Origin of the sequence: Paenibacillus sp. PvR133, assembly GCF_017833155.1 — a bacterium.
Classification (GTDB): domain Bacteria; phylum Bacillota; class Bacilli; order Paenibacillales; family Paenibacillaceae; genus Paenibacillus; species Paenibacillus polymyxa_B.
On record NZ_JAFIBS010000001.1, the window covers coordinates 4853850 to 4869395 of the forward strand.

A 15546-nucleotide genomic window follows, 5' to 3' on the forward strand; every position below is an offset into this window, starting at 1 on the left:
TATCTTTTAGGCTGTTCCTATCCAGCGTGAACCATGGTAACTGGGACAATTTTGAGCTGCCGCCAAAGCACGTACACGAACAATACTTCCGCTGATGCCACATGTATGCCCGGACATTAACTCTTCACATTGTGAGCAGGCCAACAGTCTGGCTTCGTACACTTCATCGTTTACACATTCCATTTTGGGTCTCATGTTGGTTAGAATTCTGGTAATTTGCTCTTCCGATATCGAGATATCTCTTTCACAGCCTTTACAGGTACTTGGCATAGGTATATCTTCCATCGTAAGCTTACCCTCCCCATCAACAATGTCTTAAGTAAATACAGTGAGTCCATGATGCCATAAATGATAACAGTATATTGTTTATTCTGGCTAGCCCTATTTCCGTTCCGACGAAAGGCTGGCAGCCGCCTCAGATACGACCATCGCCAAGTCCTCATTTCCGAACATGGACAGTACCCCTAATACCGTATCCAGCGGAATATCACCCGCTTCTTCACGCGATACAGTCAACTTGCGTACTCGTAGCAGACGCTCGTTACTATCCTGATGCGGATACGCTACACGATATAATTCCTCTGGCTCCAACCCGTGATTGATACACCATTGCGCAAATACAAGGATCATCATATCTTCTTCTTGCTTATAATTTTCAATGATGGCTTCTTCTAGCTGTTTACCACGGTTATCTTCTTCCATTCATTCATTTCTCCTTCAACCTAATTCTTGATGTCTGTCTGGACTGTTAAGATCACGTTCGGACGTTCCATATTAAACACTCAAACGGCTGATCAGTTCGTCAGCCAGCATATGGCTTTCCAATACTTTTCCAGCCCGTACAGCACACTCCTCCGGACGATGAATATGCTCCAGAAAATGATTCACGACTCCGGTGAATCCCCGTCTTTCCAAAATCGTATCCCAGCTTCCAAATGTTTGCGTTAGTGGTGAATGATTTTTTTGCATAAAAACAGCCTGTTCCATATTTATTACTTCAACAGACCGTCCTGCCCCGTGAAGCTCCAGCTTCTCTATGTCAGCCCCTGCCTGTCTACTCATACTGTAGCTTCCGGTAGCATTCCCCAAACGTACGGTCCCGAACGCAGCATCCATATATCCATCACTCGTCGTATTCATACTACTATGCAGCAGCTCATAATCATCGCCACCCAACCACAAAAGCAAATCAAGCATGTGAATTAAATCATCATAAACCGTCTGTGCCGCCGGTCTTCGATCATATCCAGTACGGTGTTTAATGGCCGCACATTGACTGAATCCACCTGCTTCCTCTAACCATGCTTTAGCAGCTACATAATGCGGGGCAAAACGTCGATTAAAGCCTACCGCCAGCAGCACGGCCTGCGCTTCCGCAAAAGCGGTCATTTCCAGATTCTGACGAACATCATAGGACAACGGTTTATCCACATACACAGCAATCCCTTTTTCAATACACGCCATAACTAGATCAAAATGAGCTTCGGTCGCGGCATGTATAAATACAGCTTCCGGTTCCCATGCTAGCATCTCCTTCACATCAGTCGTTCCTCTTGGCAACCTATATTGCTCCATAATGGAACTCACCGGCTCCTGTGAACGGTTCATGACACCTACAATGTCTACACCTTGGTGTGCTGCCAGTAACGGTAAGTATACTTTTCGAGCAATACCACCCAGTCCTGCAATAGCTACCCTTGTCTTCGTTTGCTTGTCCATTTCGCTCCCACCTTTAATCACTCATTCATCTGTTGTCTAGTTTACATGGAAGTCTGCTGACAAGCAAAGAAAAGAGACTGCTCCGGGTCCAGTTGGACCTAACAGAACAGCCTCTACGGCATGAATGTTCAGCTTCAGCTAAGTTTACTTAATGTAAGTTAGCTTAGGCGTGCTGCGCTTGCTTTCTTGTTTTTTCACTTTTAATTTTTTTAACACGCATCCCAATGGCTACAACCAGAACCACAACCAGAACCTCAAAGCCGTATTTAATGACCCCGTTCATAAACCAGTGTGCAATCAGCGGTTCCGCCACCACCATTTTGGCGGCAGTGTAAGCCAGTACAGCAGCACCAATCGTAATAACTACTGGGTAACGTTCAGTCAGCTTCAAGATAATCGTACTTCCCCACACCATGATTGGAACGGAGATTGCCAGACCCAGTATAACAAGCAGCATGTTTCCATGAGCTGCTCCCGCAACAGCAAGTACATTGTCGAGGCCCATCATCGTATCCGCGATAATAATCGTGCGGATCGCTGCCCACATTTGATTCGTAGCTGAAATTTCATGTTTTTTCTCTTCGACCAGCAGCTTATAGGCAATATAGATAAGTGCGAGTCCCCCAATCAAACGCAATCCATAAATTTGCAATAAATACGTGACCAGCACTGTAGCAATCACACGAATGATGACCGCTCCGACCGTCCCCCAAATAATGACCTTCTTTTGATTGGCCTTATCAACATTGCGAGCCGCCAAACCGATTACGATGGCATTGTCACCAGCTAGCACCAGATCAATGATAATGATGGATACTAATGCGGTTAAAAACTCAATTGACAAAAAATCCATACGTTTCTCCCACCTTTTTTATTTATTTGTTATACTGTACATAGTTCAGCGCTTTATACTAAAAAAGCGCCATTTCACGGAATCCGGAAACGGCGCTTGACCCAAATTTGGCATCAAAAAAAGACCATTTACCCGGATTCCTAAAATCCTGGCAAAGGTCTCGCTTACAACATTACGTTGCCAATAAAGCCGGGGATTAAAAATCCCGTAATGACGACTTTACTCGTTGAGCTACTCCCCTTTGGGAACTATTCTATTAGTGGCAGTATAGCACACATTATTGGGAATGTGAACCCTATTTTTTTCTGTATAAGCGATAAGCCGAACAGGGATATTGAAAGAGGTATGTAAATGAAAAAATGGCTACTCGTCGCGGCTTATGTTTCGCTGCTTTGCATCGCGTTTATCTACAGATATGATTGGCTCGCCTGGGCGGACAAGCAAACCTCCTTTCCAGTTCTGCTACTGCTCGCATTTTTATTCGCGTTAATACCGTTTGTGCCGTACAAGCTGATTATCGCTTCTATTGCTTATGCCGCAGGCCCCTGGCAAGGTGCTCTGATCTGCTGGCTGGGCACTACCTTGGCTGCGCTGGTCGTTTATAGTGCCGTACGTACCCTGTTCCGTGACAAAGGACGTGCCTATTTGGAGCGGGTTCCCGCATTGGAGCGCTTCAATCGGGTCATGGAGAGGGAGCCTTTTGCTGCTGTGCTGCTGGCTCGCCTGATTCCGGTCATCCCCCAGGCAGCGGTAAATGTATACGCTGGAGTAGCAGGGTTTCCGTTCTGGAGCTTTATCCTAGGTACAGCTATTGGCAAGCTTCCCGCAATTGCGGTGTATGCTTATGCAGGCGGCACCTTTGCAGAACATCCAATCACCGATTTGCTCATTTTGGTGCTATATACTGCACTGGTGGGCGGCGGCTTTATACTCTACCGAAAAAGGCTTCAACGCGCCAATAGAATATAATGCGATAGTTTGCCCCCGTCTCTGTAGGATGTTTCGTTGCGATTTTTGAGGACAGAGCCAGTTACACTGCAGTTTGGTTTCTGACGTTTCGTTGGATTTTGCAAAAATCTCGTATATAATTTAATTGTAAGCTATTTAAATAACAACTAATTAAACATTCTCAGATTGGAGTGACAAATATGAGCACCAACAATCCACACACAGTAGAAAAAGCAACTTTTGCAGGTGGCTGCTTCTGGTGCATGGTTTCCCCTTTTGAGGAATTACCCGGTATTTTGAAGGTTAGATCTGGATACACAGGGGGACATACCGAAAATCCTACCTATGAAGAGGTGTGTTCTGAAACAACGGGGCATGTGGAAGCCGTACAGATTACATTTGACCCACAAGTTTTCCCGTATGAAAAACTGTTGGAGCTATTCTGGCAGCAGATTGATCCGACGGATGAAGGTGGACAGTTCCACGATAGGGGTTCATCCTACCAAACGGCTATTTTCTATCATAATGAAGAGCAACGAATCAAGGCAGAAGCGTCTAAAGAAGCTTTGGCTCAAAGTGGCCGCTTCGACAAGCCCATTGCTACACCGATCCTGCCTGCGGCCACTTTTTATGAAGCAGAAGAATATCATCAGGACTATCATAAGAAGAACCCCGCTCATTACAAGCGCTACCGCAAAGGTTCGGGACGTGAAGATTTTATCGAGCAAAATTGGTCCGGCAAGATTGATAAATCCGATCTTAAAGATCGGCTGACGCCTATTCAATACGAAGTAACACAAAAAAACGCGACCGAGCGCCCTTTTCAAAATGAGTTTTGGGATCATGAGGGTGAAGGCATTTACGTGGATATCGTATCAGGAGAGCCTTTGTTCAGTTCATTGGACAAATATGACGCAGGTTGCGGTTGGCCCAGCTTTACCCGTCCGTTGCGCAGCTACAATGTCAAAGAAAAAACTGATCTCAGCCATTTTATGATCCGTACCGAGGTGCGAAGTCGTGAAGCTGACTCCCATTTAGGGCATGTATTCGATGATGGTCCTGGTCCAGATGGTTTGCGTTATTGCATAAATTCCGCCGCGCTCCGCTTTGTGCCTCAAGAAGACTTGGAACGTGAAGGATACGGAGCATATAAGTCATTATTTGAACAGTAAATAGCCATGGAATCATTGGGGCTGACCCGCGATCTATCTTTAATAGATGATCACGGGCCAGCCTTTTTTTGGATGTGGCAGCACATCATTACGTAAGCTAGCCATTTAACTCATTACCCATCCAAGCCAAATGGCTAGCGGTACTAGCAATAGCTGGGCTAATAAAGTACCTGCCAAGCGCGAGATGATCATCCAGCCGTACATGCTGTTCATCCGAGTTAAGGGTAGCTCCCCTCGTAGCGTTTTCTCCGACAGAACCGCCAATCTTGGATCAATTAACAAGGTTAATAATACCGTTGCGACGCCATTGATTAGACCTGACGACATTGACATTGCTGTACCTTGAGCAGGCCACAGGAATGATGCATATAAAGCAGATACTACTCCTGTTGTATAAATCGCAGTGACAGCTATATTCAGAATAATTAGACGCTTGGGTATCGCTCCACTAATCAGTGAAGTAAGCATTGACCAGGTGGGGCGCTTTATGTAGTAGCCTGCATGTTTCCAGCGACTTCGCAGCATTAAATGACGCACCAAAGCCGGAATAGATCCGGTATGCTCCAAATGCACAATCCATCTGGCTGACATGCGTACCACTGTTGGATACAGTAATATAGCAAGCATGGTTCCAACGGTTGCTGCCAGCAGTACCCCATGCATATATAGTTCCAGTCTAATATCCGTTCCGCCCACTTGTGTTGCAGCTTTAGCCTGATCGACCATCCCTCCAAGTAAAGGCCCCTGCACCATGTTAGAGGTGCGTGAAACCAACAGCAGCATCCCCGCAACGGTTAACGCCAATCCAATCCGACGCGCTCGCAAACCACCAAGTCGAAGAGCATAGGACAAGCTATCTGTAGTATGAATGATGATAGTCAGCAAAAAAACAAAACCCCAGGCAAGCAAATACTTCACTCCTTTTTCTGGTATTCTGCACACCATTATACGCTTTTTCTCAAGATACATTTTACAATATATTCATTTCTTTGATTTCCGTTTGTTTAAGCCGACAACGGGTAATACATAATACATCATCTGTTATAAGGAGTGTTCAACTATGCCTTGGAACAAACATGATTACCCTCCATCCATGAAAAACCTGGAGCCTCGTGTGCGAGAAAAAGCCGTCGATATTGCTAACGCCCTACTCCATGACGGCTATGAAGAAGGGCGCTCGATTGCGATTGCCACTTCCCAAGCCGAGGAATGGAACGATAATCATCCAGCCGAGCAAGATGAGAAACCGACAAAACATGAAAAACAGCATTCGAGCGAAAATCTGCACAACCATCATTCCGCTTCTTCCGATGCAAAGGAACCCATTCATGTGGTGCCGCACGAGGATCACTGGGCAATCAAAGAAGAGGGACACAACCAGCCCATTTCAACCTTTAAACACAAAAATGAGGCGATTGACGAAGCTCAAAGTTTTGTAGAACGCCAACAGATCTCTGCAATTATTCATGACCGGAATGGACGCATTCATTCAACTTTAAAGCCTTCCTGATAGAAGCTGAATACAGCGAAAGGGTGTTACGTAAGAAGATTACTCTCCTGACGTAACACCCTTTCCTTATTGACGAAGGCTGTGGACGACCGGCACTGTTTTGGCAACCACCTTTTTAGCGGGAATAGCCGCTGGCAGTACCTTTTTCACAGGTCGGTGCAGTTGGAACGTGGTCGTCCATGTAATTATTTTTCCGGCAAGCCACACAGCCAGTATTGTAAACATTGTTTCCTTCATAGGCAGATACAACAATGATAATCCCAGTACGATGATGTCACTGACAATAAACACGTTGCCGATTTTCCACCCGCGCCACTCACTGATCAGCAGAGATAGGATATCATCGCCCCCGGTTGCTCCACCGAATCGCAGTACGATTCCGGCTCCCAAACCTGTAAGCACCCCACAAAGTAGAGCAGCTATCAGCAGATTTCCATGTAGATCTATAACCAAAGTCGAATACTTCTCAAATCCTGCATAAAACAGTGAAAAAGCAACGGCTCCGATTAACGCAAGCAGCATAAATCTTCTGCCCTTCAGTACCCATGCCAGCAATATGACGGGAATATCAAGCAACAACATACTCCATGCTGGAGATATGCCAAATGCGTAATGTCCCAGCAGGGCTAAGCCTGCAAAGCCGCCTTCTGACAAATGATTTTGAGCATTAATGTGATAGTACGTAAAAGCTAAAATGCATGTTCCGAGCAACATGACAGCAATCTGTCTCAATGCTCCATTGTTCACGATAGATTCGTAAGTTTTCCTCATACAGGCTCCCTCGGTTTCTCGTAAGTTTGATGTGGATGAACCCACTCTTACGGAAGCTACCGGGTAAGATGTGCCTGGAGGACTTGGTCCTTCGCATGTACAATCCCCTCTTCCGCAGAGTTGGTTTTCGCAACTTGACGTTACTCCGCGGAAAAGCTAAGTATAAGACAGATCAAATCGTTTCCAAATCGTCCTTTGGGGAAGTATCCTTCGGGGACACATGGTATCCTGATCCTTTCTTTTGTGGAATAAAACTCCGACATTTCTGTGGTGCATATAATTCTATAATTTATTATACCACACCTTGTCACCTGCTAAACAGCTTGCTTTTTTGCTGCACCATATTTTATTTTATGTGTGAGCATGCTTTATTGTATGTGCGAATTAACGCATTATACCGAAGGTTTGGCGAATGCACATTTAATATAATAACCAAAGCGTATTTTATTTCTGTTTAGATTATTATCCACTTAATTTGGCGGTTCTACGCTGGTTGGCCATAAACACGCCTCCAAGTATAAGGACCAGCCCGGTCAGAACGTTCCAGCCGATATGTTCATTCAGGAGCAAAAAGCCCCATACAATGGCACTTACTGGTACAAAATACGTCACCGAAGAAGCAAATTCCGCACTCCCCCGCAAAATCATGTAGTTGAACAAAATATATGCAACTCCTGATCCCAAAACTCCCAGTCCTATAAGAGAACCCAATACACCTGGGTCAGAAACAATCGACAAATCAGGTCTCTCCACAATTGCCATCATAATGCCACCCCCTACCGCAGCACCAAACAGTGTCGCAAAGGTAGCCTGATACATGGAAAGATTGGAGAGAAAACGTTTGGAGAGCTGTGTTCCAAATCCGTAGCAGAGAGTCGCAAGCAGCATACATCCAAAACCCACAGGATCAACAGAAATAATAGATGCAGGATTAATACCCAATAAAATAATGATTCCTACAAAAGCGAGACCCATTCCTAACCACTGCATTCGATGAAAAATAGCCCCGAAAAAAACAAGCCCCACCAACATGGTCCATATTGGCGTGGTGGCATTCAATACAGAAGCCATGCTGCTAGCTATTCTGGTCTCGCTAAAACCGATCAATGTCCATGGCAAAACCATGTTGACCAAAGCTACCAGAATAACCGATTTCCACGGAATGCTTTTGATTTCAAACGGCCTGCGCATAAGTAGCATTAATAAGACGATAAAAATAAATCCAAAGCTGGATCTGAGAAATACAATCGTCCACGGCCCTACTTGATGTAGCAACAACACCTTGATAAACATAAACGAACCGCCCCAAATGAGGCTCAACAATAATAAAGCTGCATATAACGAACGTGACAATATGTATACCTTCTTTCTCCACTTTCTTAAGTTAAATAGTAAAGGCTGACCGCAGCCAGAACGATCTCCCCTTTTATGTAAGTTTTTATCCAATAGCTTAACATAAACTCTGTTTGACTGTCATTGGCGATAAACGCATGAATTCTTTACACAATGGCACATAGGATATCGCTCCCTACCACTTTTCCAATAATTGATGATTGCTTTAGTAATGGAAAAATTCCTATGATGAGGGAGGTATAAACAGAACGTATGTTCTATATACTGATTATATATTGTATTCTTACTCGGAGTAAAGGAGATTTTTATGCCAAACCAAAAGACACTAAACCACAAGAATAAAGCTCCTTTGCCTTCTGAAGAAGACGCAGGGCTGATCAAGATCTGTGTACTTCTAACTCTTGTGCTGGATGTGCTGGAACGAGACATTCGTATTATAAATACCTCTCCTCTAAAAATGCCCGATTTGTATGTTCGTAGCCTGACTGGAGTACAACAGCGCGTAGCTGTTCAATTAGCAGAGACAAAGGCGCGAATGAAAACACTAGGGGTTAAAATATACAGCGAAATCCGAAATCATGAAGGCGTAGAGGTTTTGTATGTATGCCGCGGCTATCAAAGGCGTTTTTTCATGCTTTCATCCTTTGCCCGCAGCGAGGTCCGACGGAAACTGGGACATTATCTGGGAATTGACCCCACCCAAGATTAAGCCCCCTTGTAATCTCGTCCCTAGTTCTTGCACGATTAATTTTCATTCCCTGCAAAATAACCAACCCACCTCCCATTTATCAACCTAAATTAAATTCTAGTATAAAACTATTGCGTTACGTGAAGTGAAGGTGATTCGAGAATGGATAAGTCACCATATCATGGATAAACTCAATCCATTTGACTCACATTATGCCTATCTCATCCAAAAAGGAGGTGCTCTCTTGGCTGGACATGACGCAGCTTCCGTTGAATTAAGTAGGAATGTTTCCTTTATTGAGCAAGCCCTTTTTTATACGGATGATTTAAAAAAGCAGGCGATTTCCGTTGACGGCAAAGACGGTATGCTGCTCTATATTGATTCGCTCGTAGATCAGGAGATGATTCAAACTCATATCCTGAGTGCCTTATATGAGAAAACCGATGCAGTCTCTCATCAAATGTTCACTACCTTAAGCAGTCAAAAAGACACCGACCTTCAAAATGCTGCTGATTCGCTTATTCAGGGATATTGCATTTTTATGATAAATGGAGCGGAGGAATTTTTTATCCTTTCTTCCGAAAAAACGTATGCTCGCAGTACGGACGAACCAGAAAACGAAGGGATTATTCGCGGACCGCACAATGGATTCATTGAGCAGTTATCCATCAATCTGAATCTGATTCGCAAACAAATTGTCACACCGTCACTGGTTGTACGCTACTTTTATGTGGGATCTAAAACCCGGACTAAAATCGCTATTGTCTATGTTCAAGACTTGGCTAATCCTGAGCTAGTGGAAGCAGTGAAAACGAGAATTAAAGCGATCTCCTCCGATATGGTGCTCCCCCCCGGTTTTATTCAAGAGTTTATTGAGGACAACCCTTTTTCCCTCTTCCCTCAACAACTCAGCACGGAACGACCGGATCGTGTGACCGCCAATCTAATGGAGGGACGCATAGCGATTTTGGCTGAAGGTAGCCCAACTGCTCTAATAGCTCCCGTCTCTTTTTTTGCATTTTACCAAAGCCCAGATGATTATCACGGTCGTTGGATTATTAGTTCATTTCTAAGAACGATTCGAATGATGAGCTTTTTGATCGCTTTTACGCTACCTGCCATTTACATTGCGACGATTGCTTTTCATCCAGCTATTTTGCCATTAGAGCTGGCGCATACCATCAAAAAATCACTGGAAAATGTTCCATTCCCAGCGATTGTGGAGGCTATGCTGCTTGAATTGATCTTTGAGGTGCTACGAGAAGCCGGGGTTCGTCTACCCAGTCGGGTTGGCCAAACTATTGGAATCGTTGGCGGTCTCGTCATCGGAGATGCTATCGTTCGGGCTGGTCTCGTGTCGTATACGATGATCATCGTCGTCTCGTTAACAGCCATTTCTTCTTTTTTAGTGCCTTCTCATGAAATGAGCTCAGCGGTTCGTATCCTTCGTTTTCCGATGATGATTGCTGCAGCCTTGTTTGGATACATTGGCATTGCTTTCGGTTTACTTTTTCTTACTATCCACCTTTGCAAGCTTGAGACCTTTGGTACGCCCTACTTTGCTCCTCTTGCACCATTCCGGCTCGGTGATATGAAAGATGTTTTTATCCGCTTTCCGATTTGGACATTCCATCAGCGACCATATGATTCCCAAGCCCAAAAATTGAAGCAGCAGAACGACTCTAGGAGCTGGAAAAGACGTGAATAAAGAAAGTACCATTGCATCGGGTCAACTGTTTTTTCTCATCATTAAGTTTGAGATTGGCGTAGATATTTTGTCACTTCCCTATCAGATGCACCTTTCAGCTAAAGGAGGGGGTTGGATATCTGTCATTATTGGTGGCCTTTTGATTCAACTCATTATTTTGATGTGCTGGCTCCTGCTAAGACGTTTTCCCTCCTCTTCGATTTATCAAATATTAACCCAGATTACTGGTTCCTGGATTGGAAAAGGATTGACTGTGGCTTACATTGCTTACTATCTGCTCATGGGTACCTCGGTTCTTGTGAACGCTTATGACGTCATTAATCGCTGGATGCTGCAATATACTCCCCGTTGGGCTATACTTGCCCTGTTTTTGTTCAGTAGCATATATCTGGTTCGCGAAAATTTAAGAACGATTGCCCGAGTACTTGTTTTAATTTCATTTCTGATTTTTCCCATGATGCTGTTAATTAGCTATGGTATAAAGCAGTCCAACCCGCTTTATCTGCTACCTCTGACTGAGGCGGGATGGCCCCGTATTATTGTCGGTTCAAAAGAAACGCTCCTAGCGATGTTTGGTTTTGAGTTCATTCTTGTCGTCTTTCCCATGGTTGAGGGCAAAAGTACAAGCAAGCTCAAGTCAATTCTGGCAGCTAACGCGATCGTGGTACTATTGTATTGTTTTACCGTATTTACCTGTACAACCGTATTCAGTCCCCAACAGCTTGAATTAATGCCGGAGCCAGTCATTTATTTGCTCAGATCCATTCCACTGGGGACGATGGATCGGGTCGATTTTATTTTTCTGCCGATTTGGCTCATTTCGATCTTTGGCGCTATAAGTGGATATTATTATGCGGCGTCTTACGGAATAAGCTATCTATTCAAGCAAAAAAGTCACAAAAAGGCGGTTCCCTTTGTTGTGCTCGCCTCATGTTGTATTGCCTATTTGCCTCAACGAAGAGAAGATTTCGAGCTTATTGGTTCCATAGCCAATAATTCTGCTTATTTTTTCCTAATTGTGTTCCCTTTTCTGCTGCTGATCCTATCCTATCTCTTCAAAAAAAAGGAGGGACCTGAAACATGAAAAAAAAGAGCAGAGCGCTTGGAATGCTAACTCTACTCATTTTTATAACAGGCTGCTGGGATCAGGACAATTTGAAGGATGCCCGATTGGCAAATGCATCGGCTTATGATCTCACTCCTGAAGGCATGTTGTTGCAAACGCTAGAGGTTGTAGACGATTCTCAAAGCAATCAAGGTAAAAGCACCAATGAAATTCATTCAGGCACCGGCCACTCCGTTCGGCAAAGTACAGACAAAATCCGAGCCAAAGTAACCGGGGATATCCGCTTTTTCAAATACGGAGTTATTTTGTACGGTACAAGCTTGGCCCGAAAAGATTTATATCCCTATCTGGATGTGCTGTATCGTGAGCCTGACCATCCGACTTCCCATGTCAAGGTAGCTATTGTAGATGGATTAGCTGGAGAAATAATAGATCAAAAAAGCATAGGTAACCTCTTGATTGGCGAATTTATAACCAAAAAAATCAGAAGCCTTGAGGAAATGTGTATGTTCCCGGAAATGACACTGGAGACACTGCTCCCCCCAATGCTTGATCCGGGTCAAGATTTTGTACTCCCCTATCTTTCCAAAGAAGGAGAAGATATTACAGCACGTGGAATTGCCTTATTTCACGGACAAAAATTCACAGGAAGCCTAAGTAGTGAGCAAGGTGTTTTATATGTCTTAATGACTGGAAAGTGGAAAAACACAGCTCGCTTTGTAAAAAGGATACATCCAGGACCTGTCGGTGATGTGCAAAACTTTATTACGTATCAGGCTAAAATCCAGAATGTCAAACGTAGCCTTAAAGTGAACGTTCAGCGCGATGGACAGATTGATGTGGAGCTTAACCTAAAATTGCCTGTCGATATTGTTGAATATGCACGAAACCATCTTCAAGATAAAGCTAACGTACAGCATCTGAACCGTCAACTTTCCGAAATCATGACCCAGGATGCGGAACAAATTATCCGTACACTTCAGAAAAATGGATGTGATGCCTTTGGCGTAGGCAGACAGTTGATCGCTCATTATCCAGCAGTATGGAAAAGTGTGGATTGGAATAAAGAATACCCCAATGTCCGTTTTCATCCGCAGGTCACTGTAGACATTGTCGGGAACGGCATTTTAAACTAGGCCGTTCCTGTCGTTTAGTTTTTGGGTTGATCAGGTATTATTTCAGGATAAATAACTTCGTCAGATTTGGTTTTTGGAGTCTCACTCTGGCTTTGTGATTCAGAAGGAGTCACCTGCTCGTTCTCAACAGAAGGTTGCGGAGTATCTGTAGATGGCAAATCTTTATTCTCATCAGGCATATCTATCTCTGTGTCTACGTCAGGAACAGTAGGATCCGTTTCCTCTGGTGGAATTTTCTCTTGATCTATTGCAGGTACCTCAACCTCAGGGACTTCTTGTTCCTTGATATCTGGTTTGGACGGGACCACTGGTCTAGCAGAACGTGGAAGCTGTTCTCTTCCAACTTCGGTAGGCACATACTTTTGATTAAACCAGTCAGTCACGAGTTGACCCGATTGACGGGAATAACGCCCTGGCAGCTTACCTGTAAGGCTAGAAACCGTAACTCTTACAACACCTTCCGGCCGTATAAAGTGCTTATTCTTAAAAAGCTCAGGCTGGTCCTTGACCGCCTCATTCATGGTCAGTGCCCACACTGACTGTGCTCTGGAATGGCCTTCTTGAGATAATGTATTAACCTGTTGGCGGTAACCAGCCCAGACGCCTAGTGTAACGTCAGGTGTGTACCCCATAAACCACACATCACCAAAGTTTTGTGTCGTACCGGTTTTACCGGCGATATCAATGGCACCATAGCTTTTAAAAGCATTTTGCAGGCGTTTACCAGTTCCCCTCGGATCTGATATAACAGTTTTGAGCATATCCGTCATCAAAAATGCGGTTTGTTGCGAATATACACGCTTCGTCTGCGGTTTAAATTCATATACGATCTTCCCGTTGGCATCCGTAATTTTGCTGATCAGATGAGGTGCATTATATACACCCATATTGGGAATCGTTCCATATGCTGCGGTCAGTTCCTCGACGGATACCCCTTTGCTTAGTCCACCCAAAACCCCTGTCTGAGCATGTTCATCCTGCGGCTGAATCGTCGTAATTCCAAGAGAACGCACAAAATTCCAAGCATTTGGAATTTTAACTTCATATAAGAACAGCCTCAGCGCAGGGATGTTGATTGACCGATTGAGTGCTTCACGGGCTGTCATAAGCCCCTCGTACCGTCTGTTATAATTTTTAGGAATATGATAACCCTTACGCCCGTCTTTCAATATGATTTGTGAATCATCAATAAGACCGGCTGGCTGAGTGTAGCCCTTTTCCAAAGCAGGTAAATAAGCAGCAATAGGCTTCATGGCAGAACCGGGCTGACGTGTCATTTGAGTTGCATAGTTCATTTGCTCGGTATTAAAATCCCTGCCCTCGATCATACCGAGTATAGCCCCTGTTTTATGATCAATCATGATTGCTGCAATCTGCTCTAATCCCTTCTTCTTACTGTATGGAGAAAAATTTTGTGGATTGGCTGCAATCTGCCGCATATTGTTATAAATTTTCTTATTTATCGTTGTATAAATTCGATAGCCGGACCGTTGCAACTCTTCTCGCGTATTTTGAAGAAGCTCGGCATACTCAGGCTTGGAAATCTCGGCTGCCGTGATATCGGGATTTTGCTGGAGCGCTAACAATTGGGCGGCTTCCCGCTCTGTCTCCAGCATCAAATAAGGGAATGTGTTATAACTTTTTTCGCGATGTGGCGCAAGAGTGGCTTTCACATCAAATTGAAGCGCCTCGTTATATTCGGATAGCGTAAGTTTACCTGTTGCCAGCATTCTTCCCAACACGACACGTTGGCGCTCCATCGCTTTATTGAAGCCTTCTTCATCGAAGTTCCCTTTACCATCAAAAGCGGAATAAACAGATGGCAGTTGCGGGAGACCTGCCAAATAAGCCGCCTGAGCAATATGAAGCTTATGTAGATCACTTACATTGAAAATCCCTAACGAAGCAGACTTGATTCCATATAAATTGTAACCAGCGGAACCATTACCAAAAGGCATTTTGTTTAAGTAAGCCGTTAATATTTTATCCTTGCCCATAAACCGCTCCATACGCAGTGCCAGCAGCATTTCCTTCACCTTGCGACTGTCCGTCTTATCCAGACTGAGAAAAACCCTTCGGGCTACCTGCTGCGTCAGTGTGCTGCCGCCTGTTTGGCGGTTTTCATTCAAAAGCTTCTGCTTAACGGCACGAGCTGTCCCCTTTAAATCCACACCACGATGCTCATAAAATTGGCTGTCTTCCGTTGAAATGAGGGCGTCCACAATAGACTGAGGAACATCCTTCAGATCAACGAGCTGTCGATCCTCCTCCATGCGCATTCTTCCAACCGGAGTTACCTGATCATTAAAAAATACAAAGCTGGTCAGAGCGTTCTCATTTACCTTTTCATATATCAACTGACGTGATCGTACAGGTTCATCATGAACCAGTGCCGCCACATAACCGGATATAAGACCTCCAGCAAACAGCACTCCAAGTACACCCGCAAACGAGAACCACTTGATATTAATCAGCAAAACTCTGCCAAAAATACGCCACCTACTGCGTTTTTGAGATGATGGTCGACGTTTTGGGTTCATAAAAATGGTTTTCTCCCCTCAATATTCATTCATTTCCACTTGTTTTTGCTCAAGATATTATGATACGCCATGTTAGGTTTTC

At 44.3% G+C, this 15546-nt stretch carries 15 protein-coding genes; 7 read left to right on the forward strand and 8 right to left on the reverse strand.

What is annotated here, in order from left to right; all coding sequences use genetic code 11:
* Positions 1-6: 6 nt before the first annotated feature.
* From JOE49_RS21335 to JOE49_RS21350, 4 genes are all read right to left on the reverse strand, one after another.
* Complete coding sequence (locus JOE49_RS21335; RefSeq protein ID WP_023989282.1) at positions 7-285, reverse strand: DUF6171 family protein; 279 nt, start codon at positions 283-285, stop codon at positions 7-9.
* 96 nt (positions 286-381) lie between these two features.
* On the reverse strand, positions 382-702 hold the full coding sequence (locus tag JOE49_RS21340; RefSeq protein WP_023989283.1) for a hypothetical protein: 321 nt from the start codon (positions 700-702) through the stop codon (positions 382-384).
* A gap of 72 nt (positions 703-774) precedes the next feature.
* Entirely contained in the window at positions 775-1719 is a 945-nt protein-coding gene (locus JOE49_RS21345; RefSeq protein WP_076159489.1) for a Gfo/Idh/MocA family protein, read from the reverse strand.
* Positions 1720-1882: 163 nt separating this feature from the next.
* The gene (locus tag JOE49_RS21350; protein WP_023989285.1) at positions 1883-2572 is read right to left on the reverse strand and encodes a TerC family protein; all 690 of its coding nucleotides are present in this window, start codon (positions 2570-2572) and stop codon (positions 1883-1885) included.
* Positions 2573-2923: 351 nt separating this feature from the next.
* Here JOE49_RS21350 and JOE49_RS21355 point away from each other — a divergent pair, with 351 nt between their 5' ends.
* Together JOE49_RS21355 and msrA are read left to right on the forward strand one after the other, a co-directional pair.
* Positions 2924-3541: a TVP38/TMEM64 family protein gene (locus tag JOE49_RS21355; protein WP_209942751.1), complete on the forward strand. Its 618-nt coding sequence runs from the start codon at positions 2924-2926 to the stop codon at positions 3539-3541.
* Positions 3542-3720: 179 nt separating this feature from the next.
* Positions 3721-4692 (forward strand): peptide-methionine (S)-S-oxide reductase MsrA, encoded by a 972-nt coding sequence (msrA, locus tag JOE49_RS21360; RefSeq protein WP_076159486.1) that lies wholly within the window; start codon positions 3721-3723, stop codon positions 4690-4692.
* Between the two features lie 105 nt (positions 4693-4797).
* Here msrA and JOE49_RS21365 read toward each other — a convergent pair whose 3' ends face one another.
* The gene (locus JOE49_RS21365) at positions 4798-5601 is read right to left on the reverse strand and encodes a lipid II flippase Amj family protein (RefSeq protein WP_076159483.1); all 804 of its coding nucleotides are present in this window, start codon (positions 5599-5601) and stop codon (positions 4798-4800) included.
* A 151-nt stretch (positions 5602-5752) separates the two neighbouring features.
* Here JOE49_RS21365 and JOE49_RS21370 point away from each other — a divergent pair, with 151 nt between their 5' ends.
* On the forward strand, positions 5753-6202 hold the full coding sequence (locus JOE49_RS21370; RefSeq protein WP_028540575.1) for a DUF2188 domain-containing protein: 450 nt from the start codon (positions 5753-5755) through the stop codon (positions 6200-6202).
* A gap of 66 nt (positions 6203-6268) precedes the next feature.
* Here the strand turns inward: JOE49_RS21370 and JOE49_RS21375 are convergent, their stop codons facing one another.
* Both JOE49_RS21375 and JOE49_RS21380 read right to left on the reverse strand, forming a co-directional pair.
* Positions 6269-6973 (reverse strand): YitT family protein, encoded by a 705-nt coding sequence (locus JOE49_RS21375; RefSeq protein WP_013310869.1) that lies wholly within the window; start codon positions 6971-6973, stop codon positions 6269-6271.
* A 462-nt stretch (positions 6974-7435) separates the two neighbouring features.
* Positions 7436-8326, reverse strand: coding sequence for a DMT family transporter (locus tag JOE49_RS21380; protein ID WP_160790145.1), 891 nt, complete (start codon positions 8324-8326; stop codon positions 7436-7438).
* Between the two features lie 307 nt (positions 8327-8633).
* On the opposite strand from JOE49_RS21380, the gene JOE49_RS21385 reads away from it, so the two are divergent.
* From JOE49_RS21385 to JOE49_RS21400, 4 genes are all read left to right on the forward strand, one after another.
* Positions 8634-9035 (forward strand): YhjD family protein, encoded by a 402-nt coding sequence (locus tag JOE49_RS21385; protein WP_028540573.1) that lies wholly within the window; start codon positions 8634-8636, stop codon positions 9033-9035.
* A 223-nt stretch (positions 9036-9258) separates the two neighbouring features.
* On the forward strand, positions 9259-10722 hold the full coding sequence (locus JOE49_RS21390; protein ID WP_028540572.1) for a spore germination protein: 1464 nt from the start codon (positions 9259-9261) through the stop codon (positions 10720-10722).
* A complete protein-coding gene (locus tag JOE49_RS21395; RefSeq protein ID WP_028540571.1) occupies positions 10715-11806 on the forward strand; it encodes a GerAB/ArcD/ProY family transporter in 1092 nt (363 codons plus the stop codon). The genes JOE49_RS21390 and JOE49_RS21395 overlap by 8 nt, the downstream gene beginning before the upstream one ends.
* Positions 11803-12924: a Ger(x)C family spore germination protein gene (locus JOE49_RS21400; protein WP_209942753.1), complete on the forward strand. Its 1122-nt coding sequence runs from the start codon at positions 11803-11805 to the stop codon at positions 12922-12924. Before JOE49_RS21395 ends, JOE49_RS21400 begins: the two co-directional genes overlap by 4 nt.
* 14 nt (positions 12925-12938) lie before the next feature.
* Here the strand turns inward: JOE49_RS21400 and JOE49_RS21405 are convergent, their stop codons facing one another.
* Positions 12939-15464: a transglycosylase domain-containing protein gene (locus JOE49_RS21405; protein ID WP_209942754.1), complete on the reverse strand. Its 2526-nt coding sequence runs from the start codon at positions 15462-15464 to the stop codon at positions 12939-12941.
* Positions 15465-15546: the final 82 nt, after the last annotated feature.